Consider the following 15,520-nt stretch of genomic DNA (forward strand, 5'->3'; position numbering starts at 1 on the left):
GGGTTCTCCTGGTGATCCGCGGGTCAGCGGGGCTTTTCCATGGTCATGAGCTTGAGCATCGCCTCGGGCGTGGCCTCCTCGACGGGGAGCTCACCGGTGATGCGGCCCTCGGAGAGGGCGTAGACGCGGTCGCAGATGCCGAGCAGCTCGGGCAGCTCCGACGAGATCACGATGATGCCCTTCCCGGCCGCGGCCAGGCGGTTGATGATCGTGTAGATCTCGTACTTCGCGCCGACGTCGATGCCGCGCGTCGGCTCGTCGAGGATCAGGACGTCGGGGTCCGAGTAGATCCACTTCGACAGCACGACCTTCTGCTGGTTGCCGCCCGAGAGCTTGCCCGTCTTCACGAGCACGCTGGGCGCCTTGATGTTCATCGACTTGCGGTACTCGTTGGCGACCGCGTACTCCTCGTTGTCGTGCACGAGGCCGTACTTCTCGAGCTTCTTCAGCGACGCCATCGAGATGTTCCGTTTGATGTCCTCGATGAGGTTGAGGCCGTAGGTCTTGCGGTCCTCGGTGGCGTAGGCGAGGCCGTGCTCGATCGCCTCGGCGACCGTGCGGGTCTTGATCTCCTCGCCGCGCAGGAAGACCTTGCCTGAGATGCGCGAGCCGTAGCTCTGGCCGAACAGGCTCATCGCGAACTCGGTGCGGCCGGCGCCCATGAGGCCTGCGATGCCGACGATCTCGCCCGCGCGCACGTGGAGGTTGACGTTGTCGACCATGACGCGCGAGGTGTCCTGCGGGTGGTGGGCCGTCCAGTCCTCGACGCGCAGGAGCTCCTCGCCGATGTTCGGCGTGTGGTCGGGGTACCGGTGCTCGAGGTCCCGGCCGACCATGTCCTTGATGATGCGGTCTTCCGTGACGTCCTGCTTGGCGATGGTCTCGATCGTCTTGCCGTCCCGGATGACCGTGACGGAGTCGGCGACCTTCTTGATCTCGTTGAGCTTGTGGCTGATGATGATCGACGTGATGCCCTGACCCTTCAGGTGCAGGATCAGGTCGAGGAGGTGATCGGAGTCCTCGTCGTTGAGGGCGGCGGTGGGCTCGTCGAGGATGAGGAGCTTCACCTCCTTCGAGAGCGCCTTGGCGATCTCGACCAGCTGCTGCTTGCCGACGCCGATGTCCATGATCTTCGTCGTCGGGTTCTCGCGGAGGCCGACCCGGGCGAGGAGCTTCTGCGCCTCGAAGTTGGTCTTGTTCCAGTCGATGAGGCCGCCGCGGCCCTTCTGCTCGTTGTTGAGGAAGATGTTCTCGGCGATCGACAGGTAGGGGCTGAGGGCGAGCTCCTGGTGGATGATCACGATGCCCTTGGCCTCGGAGTCCGTGAGGTCCCGGAACTCGACGACCTCGTTCTCGAACACGATGTCGCCGTCGTAGGTGCCGTGCGGGTAGACACCCGACAGCACCTTCATGAGGGTCGACTTGCCGGCGCCGTTCTCGCCGCAGATGGCGTGCACCTCGCCGCGCTCGACCTCGAGGTTGACGTTCGAGAGGGCCTTGACGCCGGGGAACGTCTTCGTGATGCCGCGCATCTCGAGAATGTTGGTGGTCATCCTTGCTCCTGCTTCATTGCCGGGTGGGGCCGGCCGGGTGACGGATGCCGCGGCCGGGACCTGAGGCGAGAGTACTCCCGCCCCGGTCCCGACACGCGGTGTCGCATCATCCGGCCGGCGTGAACCGGAGGCGACTAGCCGTTGATTTCCTCTTCGGTCCAGTAGCCGCTGTCGACGAGGACCTCGGTGATGTTGTCCTTGACGACGATCTGCGACTCGAGGAGGTACGACGGGACGACCTTCACGCCGTTGTCGTAGTCCTCGGTGTTGTTGACCTCGGGCTCCTCGCCGTTCAGCAGGGCCGTCGCCATGTCCACGGCCACCTTCGCGAGGTTGCGGGTGTCCTTGAAGATGGTCGAGTACTGCTCACCGGCGTTGATCGCCTTGACCGAGTCGAGCTCGGCGTCCTGGCCGGAGATGATCGGCCAGCCCTCGCCGACGGTGTAGCCCGCGTCGGTGAGCGCCGAGATGATGCCGCGCGAGAGGCCGTCGTAGGGCGACAGCACCGCGTTGACCGTCGAGCCGTCGGAGTAGGTCGAGGTCAGGATGTTCTCCATGCGCTCCTGCGCGACCTCACCGTCCCAGCGGAGGATGGCGGCTTGCTCGAAGTCGGTCTGGCCCGACTTCACGACGAGGGTGCCCTCGTCGATGTACGGCTGGAGCGTGTCGATCGCACCGTTCCAGAAGAAGGTGGCGTTGTTGTCGTCGGGCGAACCGGCGAAGAGCTCGATGTTGAACGGACCGGCCGGGGCATCCGCCGCAGCCTCGCCCTCGAGGTCGGTCAGGCCGAGGCCCGCGAGCAGCGACGTGGCCTGCTGCACGCCGACGATGTAGTTGTCGAACGACGCGTAGTAGTCGACGTTCTCCGAGTCGCGGATGAGGCGGTCGTACGCGATGACGGGGATGTCGGCGTCGGCCGCGTCCTGGAGCACCTGCGAGAGCGTGGTGCCGTCGATCGACGCGATGATGAGCGCCTCGGCGCCCTTCGTGATCATGTTCTCGATCTGCGAGACCTGCGTGGGGATGTCGTCCTCCGCGTACTGGAGGTCGACGGAGAAGCCCTGCTCCTCGAGCTGCTCCTTGACGGCGTCGCCGTCCTGGATCCAGCGCTCCGAGCTCTTCGTGGGCATCGCGACGCCGATGAGGCCGCCGTCGCCGCCGCCCTCGCCGCCACCGCCGCTGCCGCCCGAGCACGCGGCGAGGGCCAGCATCGAGCCGGCCGCGAGCGTGGCGAGAAGCACCTTCTTCGTGTTCTTCACGGTGTTTCCTTTCACTGTGTTGTCAGTCATGGACGTCGTTGTCTTGGTGACAGTCGGAGCCGGCTTCGTCCATGTCAGCCGCCTCCCTCGCGCCGCCCGTGCTGTGCCGTCGGTCGCAAGCTCTCGTGGTCGCCGGATCATGATCCGACCTTGGTGGTGCGGCGGGCGGCCTTCGCCCGCTGGGAGGTCTTCGCGGCGCCCGCGCGGCGGGCGTCGTCCTGCTGTCCGTAGACGTTCTGGTACCGGTCGTAGAGCCGGTCGACCGCGTCCTGCGGGATCGGGACCAGCGGGCCGGCCTCACGTGCCAGGTGCACCGTGCGCGCGACGTCCTCGACCATGACCGCGGCCTTCACGGCGTCCTTCGCGTTCGCGCCGATCGTGAACGGGCCGTGGTTCTGCATGAGCACGGCGCGCGAGCGGTGGCCGGTCAGCGTCTCGACGATGCCCTTGCCGATCGAGTCGTCGCCGACGATCGCGAACGGGCCCACGGGGATGGGCCCGCCGAACTCGTCGGCCATGGCGGTGATCACGCAGGGGATCTCCTCGCCGCGCGCCGCCCAGGCCGTCGCGTAGGTCGAGTGCGTGTGCACGACCCCGCCGACCTCGGGCATGTTGCGGTACACGTAGGCGTGCGCCGCGGTGTCGCTCGACGGAGCGCGGTCGGCGCCGGGCGTGCCCGGGATGACGTTGCCGTCGAGGTCGCAGAGGATCATGTTCTCGGGGGCCAGCTCGTCGTAGCTCACGCCCGAGGGCTTGATCACGAACAGTTCGGCGCCGGGCACACGGCCCGAGACGTTGCCGCCCGTCCAGACGACGAGCCCGTAGCGCGTCAGCTCGGCGTGGAGCTTCGCGACCTCGGCGCGGACCCGGGCGATGGCCACCTCGACCTGCGGACCGAACGAGCTCATCGCGCACCCCCACGGGCACCGTCGAACGCGCTGCTGCCCCGGGCGGGAACGTGCGCAACCTCGGTGACGAGCACGCGGGACTCCTTCGTCGATCTGGATGGAACCTGGCCGAGTGACGGGATGTGACCGTTCACACGAACGTCACACATGCTAACCGCACCAGCGATCGTGCTGTCAACTCACGGAGGTCACGGAACGGTAACGGCCCGGATGCCGCGGCCGCGTGTCGCCGGCCGCCGACACGGGAACCGGCGTCGACGCGTCAGCGGGCGCCGCCGGCTCACCACGGCGGCGCTCCCGTCGACCCGCGGATGATCAGCTCGGGCACGATCGTGCCGTGGTAGTCGGCCGCGGCCGGGTCGAGATCGCCGAGCAGCAGCGCCACGCAGCGGCGCCCGAGCTCGGCGAAGTCCTGCCGCACGGTCGTCAGCGGCGGCCAGAAGTGCGGCGCCTCGGGGATGTCGTCGAACCCGATGATCGAGATGTCGCGCGGGATCTCGAGGCCCGCGTCGCGCACGGCGTGCATGAGCCCGAGGGCCATCTGGTCGTTCGACGCGAAGATCGCGGTGAAGTCGCGCACGGTGAGCAGCTCACGCCCCGCCCAGTAGCCGAAGTCGGCCGTCCAGTCGCCGAGGATCGGCGCGGTCGTGGGCACGTCCTGGGCGCTCATCTCGTCGAGGAACCCGCGCATCCTGGCCTCGGCCTCGATCCAGTCCTGCGGCCCCGCGAGGTGGTAGATCCCGCGGTGTCCCAGCTGGATCAGGTGCCGCGTCGCCATGCGCGCCCCGGCGATCTGGTCGACCGAGAGCGCGTGGTCGGGATCTCGGCCGGTGGACTGCAGCGACACGTACGGCACGTCGATCGACAGCTGGGCGAGCGTGTCGAACACCCGCACCTGCGGCGCGATCACGACGAGGCCCTCGATGCCTTGGGCGGCGAGGTGCGCGAGCCCGTCGGAGATCGACCCGGCGTCCGAGGAGTCGATGTTCGCGGTGCTCACCCAGTACCCGGCCGCGCGCGCGGCCTCCTCGATCGCGGCGATGCTCGACGCCGGGCCGTACTGCGTGCTCGACGCCGACAGGATGCCGATCGTGCGCGACCGGCTCGTGACGAGCGCGCGGGCCGCGCGATTGGGCTTGTACTGCAGCTCGGCCATGACGTCGAGCACGCGCTGCTTCGTCTCGGGCCGGATGCTCGGGTGGTTGTTGAGCACGCGCGACACGGTCTGGTGCGAGACGCCGGCGAGGCGTGCGACATCGCGGATGCTCGGGGCTCTCCCCCGCTGCGGCTCCTCTGGCACGGCGTCCCCGATCGGGTCCCGGCATGTGCACGGTCACATGCTTCGTCGTCCCCAATTATGCACAACTCCGCCGGAATGTGACAGTCACAGATGTGACGTCACATCCGCGCGGGCGCGGGCGACTCCACGTATGCGTGTGCCGTCACACGAGCGACGGCCGCCTCAGGGCGAATCGGATGCCGCGACGCCGTCGTCGGGCCCGACTCAGCTCGTTTCGGAGGCCGCAGCGCCCCCTCGGGGCCGCACTCGCGGTGCGAGCACCACTGCGAGCACCGCGATGGCCACCGTCACGGCGAAGTCCGCGGTGAACGCGCCCGCGGCGAGCGTGCTCGACACGAGCGCGGTGAGCGCGAGCGCGACGGCCGCACCGAGCGACTCGCCGATCGAGAGCGCGGCGCTGTTGAAGCCCTGCGACGAGACCGGCGAGAGCTTCAGCACGGCGACCGAGAAGCGCGGGTACATGATGCCCATCGCGCCGCCCGCGATCGTCCAGGCGACGAACGCGATCGCCGGCGCCAGCGTGAACGCCGACACGAGCAGCACCACGACGAGCGCCGCCGCGAGCACGCTCGCGCCGAGCTGCACGGCCTGCGTGTTCGACATCCGATCGCCGAGGCGACCCTGGAGCCACGATCCCGCCGCCCAGGTCACGCCCGCGCCGGTGAGCACGACTCCGGCCAGGCTCGGCGAGAACTCGTACCGCTCGATGAGCAGGTAGGGCAGGTAGATCTCGCTGCCGAAGAACGCGCCGGCCACGATGAGCCGGAGCAAGACGGTCGCGGGCATCCCCCGAGCGGCGCGCAGTGTGCCGACCGGCATGAGCGGTCGCGCGGCGACGGCCACGAGCGCGATGGACGCGATCGCGACGATCCACCGCCACGGATCGGCGAACTCCTTCGAGAGCGACAGCGCGAGCGCCGACGCCGCGGCGAGCACCGCCCAGGCCACCCGGGCGACGCTCCAGCGCACGGTCGGATCGCCCTGCACCTGGTCGCGCACCCGCAGGATCGGCGGGAGCATCATGGCGGCGGCCGGCACGATGAGGGCGATCACCCCGAGGAACACCCAGTGCCAGCTCACGGTCTCGGCCACGAGGCCGGCGAGCGCGGGCCCGACGATCGACGGGATCACCCACGCAGCCGCGAAGCCCGCGAACACCCGGGCCCGCAGCGCCTCGGGGTAGATGCGCGCCACGATGACGTAGAGCGGCACGATGACTGCGGCGCCCGAGACGCCGTGCACGAAGCGCCCCAGGATGAACACGGGCATGTTCACGGCCGTGCCGGCGATGAGCAGGCCCACGACGAACAGCACGGCCGACGTGATGAGCGAGGGCAGCGGGCCCGATCGGTCGGTCCAGTTGCCCGCGAGCACCATGCCGATGATGCCCGCCGCGAGCGGCACCGCGAACGCCAGCGCGAAGAACTCGACGCCGTCGAGGTCGCGTGCGACGAGCGGCATGATCGTCGTGACCGCCATGGCCTCGAACGCCGCGAGGAAGATGATCGAGTACATCCCGATCGAGAGCCAGCGGTAGGGCGACGAGAACGTGCTGCGCGCGGGCGGCGCCGCGGCGGCCGCACCGGCCTCGGCCATGGCGCCGGTGTCGGCACGGCGCAGCGCGTCCGCGGCGGCGGCATCGGGCTCGGAGCGAATCCCGCCCGTCTCGGTGTGCGTCGCGGCATCGGGCTCGGTGCGATCGGATGCCGCGGACGGCTCGACCGGTCCGACGACGGAGCCGACCGACAGCTCGGAGGTGTCGCGGCCGGGGTTCGTCGTCGAGTCGTTCACTCGATTCAGCCTATCGGCGCGGGCCGACACGGCACCCGGCCGAGACGGACGACCTCGCCGTGGCGGCTAGAACTCCTCGTGCGTGTCGGGGTCGGCGCCCCACAGCCGCCCGCGCGACAGCGCGGAGATCGCCTCGACCTCCTCGGGCTCGAGGCTGAACGAGAAGACGTCGAGGTTCGTGCGACGGCGCGCGGCATCCGCCGACTTGGGAATCGGCACGGCCTCGAGCTCGACGTGCCAGCGCAGCACGATCTGCGCCGGCGTCACGCCCTTCGCCGCGGCGAGCGCGGTGATGACCGGCTCCTGCAGCAGCTCGGAGCGCTTCGCGAGCGGGCTCCAGCTCTCGGTGCGGATGTCGTGCTCGTCGTGGTAGGCGCGCAGCTCCTCCTGCGGGAAGTACGGGTGCAGCTCGACCTGGTTCACCGACGGCACGACGCCGGTCTCGCGGTCGAGGCGGTCGAGCATGTCGGCCGTGAAGTTCGAGACGCCGATCGAGCGGACGAGCCCGCGCTCGCGCAGGCGGATCATGGCCTTCCAGCTGTCGACGAACTTGTCGATCCGCGGCAACGGCCAGTGGATGAGGTAGAGGTCGACCCACTCGACGTCGAGTCGACGGCGCGACTCCTCGAGGCTCGCGATGGTCTCGTCGTAGCCGTGGTGGCGGCCCGGGAGCTTGGTCGTGATCACGAGGTCGCTGCGGTCGACGCCCGAGCGGCGCACGGCCTCGCCCACGACGTCCTCATTGCCGTAGTTGTAGGCGGTGTCGAGCAGGCGGTAGCCGTCGCCGATGCCCGAGACGATGGCCTCGATGCCGGCCTGCTCGTTGAGTCCGTAGGTGCCGAGCCCGATCGCCGGGAGGGACGTGCCGTCGCGAAGCGAGTACTCGGGAGCGATCATTCCCTTATCCTCACCCACGAACTCGGCGGATGCCACCGCCCGGCGCCGTGGGTCGCGCGTCGGGTCGGCGCAGCGGTTCGCCTGCGGCGACCGCCGGTTCAGCCGAGTGGCAGCTCCGCGAACGCCCGCACCGGGAACGTGCCGAAGCCCTCGACTCGCGGCGGCACGGCCGTGAAGCGCGCGCCGCGCACGGGCACCCGGTCGAGGGCCGTGAGGTGCTCCACCACGTGCACGCCGGCCGCGAGCAGGATCGAGTGCGCCGGGCGCGTGCCGCCCGACTCGGTGTCGTCGATGTTCAGCGCGTCGATGCCCACGATCACGGCGCCCGCGTCGACGAGGTGCCGTGCGCCCTCCTCGGTGAGGAACGGCGATCCGTGCGCGTACTCGGGCGTGCCGAAATGGCGGCTCCAGCCGGTGTGCAGGAGCACGGCGGTGCCGGCGAGGTCTCGGTCGAGGAACGCCTCGGCCGGGATGCCGCGCGTCGCGGCATCCGTGAACCGGAACACCTCGGCGGGCACGCCCACGAGCGTGTCGAGGTCGAGGCTCGCGAGGTCGCCGCCCTCGGCGTAGCGGTGGAACGGCGAGTCGAGGTAGGTGCCGGTGTTGCCCGCCATGGCGATGATGTCGATCGCGAACTCGGTGCCCGGCGCGTAGTGGTCGCGCGACGCCTCACGCGTGAGGTGCGGCGTGATCGTCGGCGCGGGGATGCCGGGATACGTCACCAGTCCGGCCCGGATCGTGTGGCTCAGGTCGACGAGCTCGCCGCGGGCGGCGCCTGCCACGCCGGTGCGAGCAGCGGATGCCGCGGCATCCGTCGACGCTTCGCCCACGCCGCGCGACCCCTTGTGCGCCTCCTCGACGATCTCGAGGTTCGACAGCTCGACCCGGCCGACCATGGCGAGGCCCAGGTGCCGCACGAGGAGCTCGCCGATCTGCGCTTCGGTGAGCTCGGCCGACGGGAGGTCGAGTCGGAAGCCCTGAGCCTGCAGCCCGCCCCCGTTCACGAACTCGATGTCGGCGTCGAAGGCGGCGCGGTACTCGGTCAACTGGGCTCCTGTCGGGCGGTGGCGGAGAGGACGGGTTCGGGGGCGCGTGCAGCGGGGTCGGTTTCGACGTCGGCATCGGCATCGGCATGGGCATCGGTCGAGACTCGAGCGGTCCGCGCGGCGCGTCCGCGTCGCAGGCGTCGCACCACCGTGACGAGCACGGCGGCGGCCGCGAGCACGAGGGGCACGAGGAGGTTCTGCCACGCGAGCACGAGCAGCCCCGCGGTCATGATCGTCGCCACGACGGCGAGCCACCAGCCGAACGACCAACGTCGCAGCAGCAGCGTCGCCGCGAGCATGCCTGCGGCGTAGATCGAGACCATGTTGCTGGTGTGGATGAGGATGAAGGCCGACAGGTTCAAGCCGTTCAGGAGCATCAGCACGAAGTAGACGGCGACCAGTACGGCGGTGAGCATGAGCGCGCGACGCGGCACCTCGCCCGCGCCAGCGCCCTTCGCGAAGAACCGCGGCAGGTCGCCGTCGCGACCGAGCGCCGCGCCCAGCTTCGCGAACGCCGGCAGGTACGCGTTCATCACGCCGAGGCAGACGATCGCCGTGACGATCGCGACGAGCACCGATCCGATGCCGGGTGCGGTGGTCTCGACGAGGTCGAGGAGGGGCACCTGTCCCTCGCCCGCGCGGGGCCCCAGCACCGCGACGGTGACGACCTGGAGTGCCAGGTAACCGGCCCCGACCACCACGATCGCGATAGCGGTGGCGAGCGGGATGATGCGACGAGGGTTCTTGAACTCGCCGGCGATGTGGGTTCCGACCTCCCAGCCGGCGAAGGCCCAGACGAAGAGGCTGATCGCGACGCCGACACCGCCCCATCCGTTCGGGAGGAAGGGCTGGAAGTTCGACGCCTCGACCGCGGGGAAGGTCACGGCGACCACGCCGACGACGACGGCGATCAGGAGCCCGGTGAGCACGAACTGCGCCCAGCCCGCGACCCGCACGCCGAACCAGTTCGCGATGAACGGCGGCACGAAGATCGCCAGGGCGATGATCGGCACTGCGGCGCGGTCGACGCCGAGCACGGCGACGACGTACTCACCGCCGAGCACCGCGAGGACGGGTGCGCCGAACGCGACGCCGAAGAAGAACCAGTAGCCCGTCATTCGCGCGGCCGTGTCGCCGAGCGTGCGACGCACGTAGCTCGCCACACCGCCCGGGTCGGGGTAGCGCGACGCGAGCGCGGCGAACGTGCCCGCGAGCGGGATCGAGAGCACGAGCACGGCGGCGACGGCCACGATCGAGGCCGGTCCTGCCGCAGCGGCCGCGAGCCCCGGGAGCACGAGGATGCCGGTGCCGAGCACGCTCGCGATGTAGAGCGCGGTACCCTGCACGAGTCCGAGCGAGCCGTGGTGCGCCTGCGATCCGGTCGTGTCGGCCGCGTCGGCGCCTGCCCCGGCGATGGTCTGGTTCGATGTCACCCGCTCATTCTGGGGCATCCCACCGACACGGGTCGATGGCAGGATCGACACTCTTCGTCGAATTCCTGCCAGTCGATCAGGATGCCGCGAATGCCGCCGCGCGGTGGGTCGTGACGGGCGCGCTGCGGCCGGTCGCGACGCAGCCCGCACTCAGTGCCCGCGCACCTGAGAGACGGCCGCCTCCCGGTCGATGAACGACGTGAGCTCGCCGATGGAGCTCATGAGCGGCGCGGGGAACACGACCAGGGTGTTCTTGTCGACGCCCACCTCCACGATGCTCTGCAGCGTGCGCAGCTGCAGGGCGAGCGGATGCGACATCATCGTGTCGGACGCGACGCCGAGCTGTGCCGCGGCCATCGCCTCGCCCTCGGCCGCGATGATCTTCGCGCGCTTCTCGCGCTCCGCCTCGGCCTGCCGGGCCATGGCCCGCTTCATCGAGTCGGGCAGGAGGATGTCCTTCAGCTCGACGAGCGTCACCTCGACCCCCCACTCGGCGGTGGTCACGTCGAGGATCTCCCGGATGTTGGCGTTCAGCGTCGCCGTGTCGGAGAGCGCCTCATCGAGGTGGTGCTGCCCGACGACCTTTCGCAGGGTGGTCTGGGCGATCTGGTCGATCGCCGACTTCACGTTCTCGATCGCGATCACCGACTTCACCGCGTCCACCACCCGGTAGTACGCGACCGCGGAGACCCCCACGCTGACGTTGTCGCGCGTGATGATGCCCTGCGACTGGATCGGCAGCGTGACGATGCGGAACGACACCTTCGTCATCACGTCGACGATCGGGATGATGAAGCGGATGCCGGGCTCGCGCACGTTGTGCAGCCGTCCGAACCGCAGCACGACGCCGCGCTCGTACTGCTTCACGATCTTCACCGACATGAAGAACAGGACGACGGCGAGGATGCCGACGATGACGAGAGTGACCCAGAACCAGACCATGGAGCTCATCTCCTCGGCGCCGGTGACGTGCCGTGCGCCGCTGCCTCCATTGTCCCACCAGCGCCGGTCGAGACGGATGCCGCTACAGCCGCGCGAGCGCCCGGTCGATGTCCTCGAGCAGGTCGTCGACGTCCTCGATGCCGACCGAGAGGCGCACGATCGACTCGGGCACCTCCGCCTCGGTGCCGCGCACCGATGCGTGCGTCATCTCCGACGGGTAGTTCACGAGCGACTCGACGCCGCCGAGCGACTCCGCGAGCTGGAACAGCTCGGTCGACTCCGCGAACCGGCGCGCCGCCGCGGCGCCGCCCTCGAGGTCGATCGAGACCATGCCGCCGAACGCCGACATCTGCCGGGCGGCGAGCTCGTGGCCGGGGTGCGACTCGAGGCCGGGGTAGAGCACGCGGGCGATGCCGGCGTGCTCCTCGAGGCGCCGGGCGATCGCGAGCGCGTTCTCGCTGTGCCGCTGCATCCGGATGCCGAGGGTCTTGATGCCGCGCGTCGTGAGGAACGCGTCGAACGGTCCCGACACGGCACCGGCCGCGAACTGCGTGAACGTCACCCGCTCGGCGAGCTCCTCCTGGCCGGCCGCGAACACGAGCCCGCCGCCCACCACGTCGGAGTGGCCGCCGAGGTACTTCGTCGTCGAGTGGATCACGACGTCGGCACCGAGCCCGATGGGCTGCTGCAGCGCCGGCGACGCGAACGTGTTGTCCACGACGACGAGCACGCCCGCCTCGTTGCCGAGCTCGGTGAGCGCAGCGATGTCCGAGATCTTCATGAGCGGGTTCGACGGCGTCTCGACCCAGAGCACCTTCGTGGTGCCGAGCTCGACGGCGGCCCGCACCTGGTCGAGGTCGCTCGTGTCGACGGTCGAGTGGCGGATGCCCCACGCGCCGAAGATGCGGCGCACGAGCCGGTGCGTCCCGCCGTAGACGTCGTTGCCGATCACGACGTGGTCGCCGGGCGCGAGCACCGTGCGCAGCAGCGCGTCCTCGGCCGCGAGCCCCGACGCGAACGAGAGGCCGCGGATGCCGCCCTCGAGCGCCGCGAGCTGCGTCTCGAGCGCCGTGCGGCTCGGGTTGCCGCCGCGCGAGTACTCGTAGCCGCCGCGCAGGCCGCCGATGCCGTCCTGCACGTACGTCGAGGTCTGGTAGATCGGGGGGATGACCGCGCCGGTCGTCGGGTCGAACGCCTGTCCGGCGTGGATGGCGCGGGTGTCGAAGCGCGCGTCGTCGTGCATGGTGCGTGGGCCTTTCATGACGGATGCCGCGGCGGCATCCGATGGATCAGGAGGAGAGGTACGAGAGCAGGTCGGTGCGGCTGATCACGCCGAGCGCCTTGCCGCCGTCGGTCACGAGCATCGCGGCGGCGTCGCCGAACGCCGCGCGCGCCGTCGCCACGGGCTCGTTCACGCCGATGAGCGGCAGCGGCTCGCCGACCACGGTGGAGACGTCGTCGGTGAGGTTCGCCCGGCCCGAGAACACGAGGTCGAGCAGCGCGTCTTCGTGCAGCGCCCCGACGACCTCGCCGAGCACCACGGGCGGCTCGGCCGACAGCACGACGAGCTGCGAGACGCCCGACTCGGTCATGCGGTCGATCGCGTCCTTCACGGTGTCGCTCGGGTGCACGTAGACGAGCGGCGCGGTGCGGTCGGCCTTGGCGGCGAGCAGGTCGCGCACGGTGTGGCCCGTGGGCGCGTTGCCGAAGCCGTAGGCGCGCAGCCACTTGTCGTTGAAGATCTTGCCGAGGTAGCCGCGACCCGAGTCGGGCAGCAGCACCACGAACACGTCGTCGGGGCCGGCGGATGCCGCGGCCTTCAGCGCGGCGACGACGGCCATGCCGCTCGACCCGCCGACGAGGAGGCCCTCCTCGCGCGCGAGCCGCCGCGTCATCGCGAACGACTCGGCGTCGCTCACCGGGATCACCTCGTGCGGCACCTCGGGGTCGTACGCCTTCGGCCAGAAGTCCTCGCCGACGCCCTCGACGAAGTAGGGCCGGCCGGTGCCGCCCGAGTAGACGGAGCCCTCGGGGTCGGCGCCGATGATGCGCACGGTGTCGCCCGACACCTCGCGCAGGTAGCGGCCGGTGCCCGTGATGGTGCCGCCCGTGCCGACGCCGGCGACGAAGTGCGTGACCTTGCCGTCGGTGTCGCGCCAGATCTCGGGACCGGTGGTCTCGTAGTGCGAACGCGGGCCGTTGGGGTTGGAGTACTGGTCGGGCTTGAACGCGCCCGGGATCTCGCGGGCGAGCCGGTCGGAGACGCCGTAGTACGACTCGGGGCTGTCGGGTGCGACGGTGGTGGGCGTCACCACGACCTCGGCGCCGTAGGCCATGAGCACGTTCCGCTTGTCTTCGCTGACCTTGTCGGGGCACACGAAGATGCACTTGTAGCCGCGCTGCTGGGCGACGAGCGCGAGCCCCACGCCGGTGTTGCCCGACGTCGGCTCCACGATGGTGCCGCCGGGCTTCAGCTTGCCCTCTCGCTCGGCGGCGTCGATGAGACGACTGGCGATGCGGTCCTTCACCGAGCCGCCGGGGTTGAAGTACTCGAGCTTCACCAGCACGGTGGCATCCGTCACCCCCTCGGTGACGCGGTGGAGCTTGACGAGCGGGGTGTCGCCGACGAGGTCGACGATCGACTCTGCGTACTTCATGCCGTGTTCATTCCTCTGGTGGAGTGCGTCGAACAGCGAGCGGATGCTGCGTGGACGCGTCGGAAGGGGTCGCCTGCCTCAGCGAAGACGACACAGCATGGGTGCGCTCACGGGGTCAGCCTAGCCGGACTGGGCGGCCGGGCGCTTGGCCGATCCCCTGCGCGCGAAGACCACCTCGGATCGCGCCGATCACCATGACGGGGACGCGAGGCATACGCTACTCACGACGGTGTTCGCAAGGTCGAACGTTGCTCGGTACGGTGCTTTCACAGGTGCATGCGCTCGTATTGACACTGCCCCTGCGCGCTCCCTGCGCTCCCCCACGCGACCGGAAGGCCCCCACGTGAGTTCTGGCAAGCCCACGATCAAGCAGCAGCGAGCGGCGGAGCGGGAGCGCAAGCTCGCCGAGTTCCGCAAGCAGGAGGCGCGCCGCAAGCGGAACCGCACGATCGCGATCGCGTCGGCGATCGTCGGCGGCGTCGTGGTCGTCGCGCTGCTCGTGGTCTCGTTCGTGCTCATCCCGCAGCCCGCGTCGTACACCGCCGGCGGCTCGGGCGCCGAGATCGAGGGCGTGGAGACCTTCGAGAACACCTCGGCCCACGTGACCGAGGCGGTCGACTACGCGCAGACGCCGCCCGCCGGCGGCGAGCACAACCCCGCGTGGCTGAACTGCGCCGTCTACACCGAGCCGGTGCCGAACGAGAACGCGGTGCACTCGCTCGAGCACGGCGCGCTGTGGGTGACCTACGACCCGTCGCTCTCGTCGTCCGACCTCGACGAGCTGAAGTCGAAGCTCCCGTCGACGTACGTCATCCTCTCGCCGTTCGACGGCCTGCCCTCCCCGATCGTGCTGAGCGGCTGGAACGTGCAGCTCCAGGTCGACGAGGCCGACGACCCGCGCATCGCCCAGTTCTTCGAGGAGTACTGGAAGAGCGACCTCGTGCCCGAGCCCGGCGCCCTGTGCACGGGCGGCGTGGACGCACCGGGCAAGGCGTGACCCCGGGGCATCCGACGCCCGACCCGGCCGACGCGCCGGAAGCCGAGCGCGCACCCTCGCGTGCCGGACGGATCGCCGTGCTCGTGGCCGCGGGCCTCGCGATCGTCGTCGTGGCCATCGTCGCGTTCTCGGTCGGACGCCTCTCGACGCTCGCCGAGCCGACGCCCGACGACCGCAGCGCCGAGGCGGGGTTCGCGCGCGACATGCAGGTGCACCACCTGCAGGGCGTGGAGCTCGCGATGATCGTGCGCGATCTCACCGACGACCCCGACGTGCGCCGCCTCGCCTACGACATCGCCACCACGCAGGCGCAGCAGTCCGGCCAGATGTACGGCTGGCTCGAGGAGTGGGACCTGTCGCAGGCGGGCACCGAGCCGTCGATGACGTGGATGACGCGACCGCCGCTCGAGGGCTCCGACGAGCACGGCGCGCACGAGACGACGGGCACGGATGCCGCGGCATCCGCCCATGAGCCCGGAGCCCCGATGCCCGGCCTGGCGACGTCGGAGCAGATCGCCGAGCTGCAGGCGTCGACGGGCGTCGAGGCGGAGCGGCAGTTCCTCGAGCTCATGATCGCCCATCACCAGGGAGCCGTCGAGATGGCCGACGCCGTGCTCGCGCGCGCCGAGTCGCGCGTTGTGCTGAGCCTCGCCCAGTCGATCGTCGCCAGCCAGCAGGCCGAGATCGAGCTCATGGAGGGCATGCTCGCCGACCGGAGCTGACGGACGCCGCTCGCG

General features: G+C 70.2%; 13 protein-coding genes. 2 read left to right on the top strand and 11 right to left on the bottom strand.

What is annotated here, in order from left to right; translation table 11 throughout:
• Positions 1 to 23 precede the first annotated feature (23 nt).
• The 11 genes from mmsA to ACWEOH_RS04675 all read right to left on the bottom strand — a co-directional run bounded on the left by mmsA (position 24) and on the right by ACWEOH_RS04675 (position 13,786).
• A complete protein-coding gene (gene mmsA, locus ACWEOH_RS04625; protein WP_452028664.1) occupies positions 24 to 1,553 on the bottom strand; it encodes a multiple monosaccharide ABC transporter ATP-binding protein in 1,530 nt (509 codons plus the stop codon).
• A 134-nt stretch (positions 1,554 to 1,687) separates the two neighbouring features.
• Entirely contained in the window at positions 1,688 to 2,764 is a 1,077-nt protein-coding gene (gene chvE, locus ACWEOH_RS04630) for a multiple monosaccharide ABC transporter substrate-binding protein (RefSeq protein ID WP_452031848.1), read from the bottom strand.
• 185 nt (positions 2,765 to 2,949) lie between these two features.
• Positions 2,950 to 3,720, bottom strand: coding sequence for an L-ribulose-5-phosphate 4-epimerase (locus tag ACWEOH_RS04635; protein ID WP_452028666.1), 771 nt, complete (start codon positions 3,718 to 3,720; stop codon positions 2,950 to 2,952).
• A 280-nt stretch (positions 3,721 to 4,000) separates the two neighbouring features.
• A complete protein-coding gene (locus ACWEOH_RS04640) occupies positions 4,001 to 5,020 on the bottom strand; it encodes a LacI family DNA-binding transcriptional regulator (protein WP_148732461.1) in 1,020 nt (339 codons plus the stop codon).
• Positions 5,021 to 5,224: 204 nt separating this feature from the next.
• A complete protein-coding gene (locus tag ACWEOH_RS04645) occupies positions 5,225 to 6,811 on the bottom strand; it encodes an MFS transporter (RefSeq protein ID WP_452028667.1) in 1,587 nt (528 codons plus the stop codon).
• Between the two features lie 66 nt (positions 6,812 to 6,877).
• Complete coding sequence (locus tag ACWEOH_RS04650) at positions 6,878 to 7,708, bottom strand: aldo/keto reductase (protein WP_452028669.1); 831 nt, start codon at positions 7,706 to 7,708, stop codon at positions 6,878 to 6,880.
• Positions 7,709 to 7,806: 98 nt separating this feature from the next.
• Entirely contained in the window at positions 7,807 to 8,754 is a 948-nt protein-coding gene (locus ACWEOH_RS04655) for a cyclase family protein (protein WP_452028671.1), read from the bottom strand.
• On the bottom strand, positions 8,751 to 10,187 hold the full coding sequence (locus ACWEOH_RS04660) for an APC family permease (RefSeq protein ID WP_452028673.1): 1,437 nt from the start codon (positions 10,185 to 10,187) through the stop codon (positions 8,751 to 8,753). Before ACWEOH_RS04660 ends, ACWEOH_RS04655 begins: the two co-directional genes overlap by 4 nt.
• Positions 10,188 to 10,337: 150 nt before the next feature.
• Positions 10,338 to 11,129, bottom strand: coding sequence for an SPFH domain-containing protein (locus ACWEOH_RS04665; RefSeq protein ID WP_452028674.1), 792 nt, complete (start codon positions 11,127 to 11,129; stop codon positions 10,338 to 10,340).
• 82 nt (positions 11,130 to 11,211) lie between these two features.
• Positions 11,212 to 12,372 carry a cystathionine gamma-synthase gene (locus ACWEOH_RS04670; protein WP_452028675.1) on the bottom strand — a complete coding sequence of 387 codons (1,161 nt, stop codon included), beginning with the start codon at positions 12,370 to 12,372 and terminating at the stop codon, positions 11,212 to 11,214.
• Positions 12,373 to 12,418: 46 nt separating this feature from the next.
• Complete coding sequence (locus ACWEOH_RS04675; protein WP_452028677.1) at positions 12,419 to 13,786, bottom strand: cystathionine beta-synthase; 1,368 nt, start codon at positions 13,784 to 13,786, stop codon at positions 12,419 to 12,421.
• 343 nt (positions 13,787 to 14,129) lie between these two features.
• On the opposite strand from ACWEOH_RS04675, the gene ACWEOH_RS04680 reads away from it, so the two are divergent.
• Both ACWEOH_RS04680 and ACWEOH_RS04685 read left to right on the top strand, forming a co-directional pair.
• Positions 14,130 to 14,783, top strand: coding sequence for a DUF3105 domain-containing protein (locus ACWEOH_RS04680; protein ID WP_452028679.1), 654 nt, complete (start codon positions 14,130 to 14,132; stop codon positions 14,781 to 14,783).
• On the top strand, positions 14,780 to 15,505 hold the full coding sequence (locus tag ACWEOH_RS04685; protein ID WP_452028680.1) for a DUF305 domain-containing protein: 726 nt from the start codon (positions 14,780 to 14,782) through the stop codon (positions 15,503 to 15,505). The genes ACWEOH_RS04680 and ACWEOH_RS04685 overlap by 4 nt, the downstream gene beginning before the upstream one ends.
• Positions 15,506 to 15,520: the final 15 nt, after the last annotated feature.

It is taken from the genome of Agromyces sp. NPDC004153, assembly GCF_053603635.1.

Excerpts from the sequence above, each read along its gene's own strand:
- ACWEOH_RS04635 (WP_452028666.1), bottom strand. The coding sequence starts at position 3,720 with ATGAGCTCGTTCGGTCCGCAGGTCGAGGTGGCCATCGCCCGGGTCCGC.
- ACWEOH_RS04675 (WP_452028677.1), bottom strand. The coding sequence starts at position 13,786 with ATGAAGTACGCAGAGTCGATCGTCGACCTCGTCGGCGACACCCCGCTC.
- mmsA (WP_452028664.1), bottom strand. The coding sequence starts at position 1,553 with ATGACCACCAACATTCTCGAGATGCGCGGCATCACGAAGACGTTCCCC.
- ACWEOH_RS04665 (WP_452028674.1), bottom strand. The coding sequence starts at position 11,129 with ATGGTCTGGTTCTGGGTCACTCTCGTCATCGTCGGCATCCTCGCCGTC.
- ACWEOH_RS04670 (WP_452028675.1), bottom strand. The coding sequence starts at position 12,372 with ATGCACGACGACGCGCGCTTCGACACCCGCGCCATCCACGCCGGACAG.
- ACWEOH_RS04650 (WP_452028669.1), bottom strand. The coding sequence starts at position 7,708 with ATGATCGCTCCCGAGTACTCGCTTCGCGACGGCACGTCCCTCCCGGCG.
- chvE (WP_452031848.1), bottom strand. The coding sequence starts at position 2,764 with ATGCTGGCCCTCGCCGCGTGCTCGGGCGGCAGCGGCGGTGGCGGCGAG.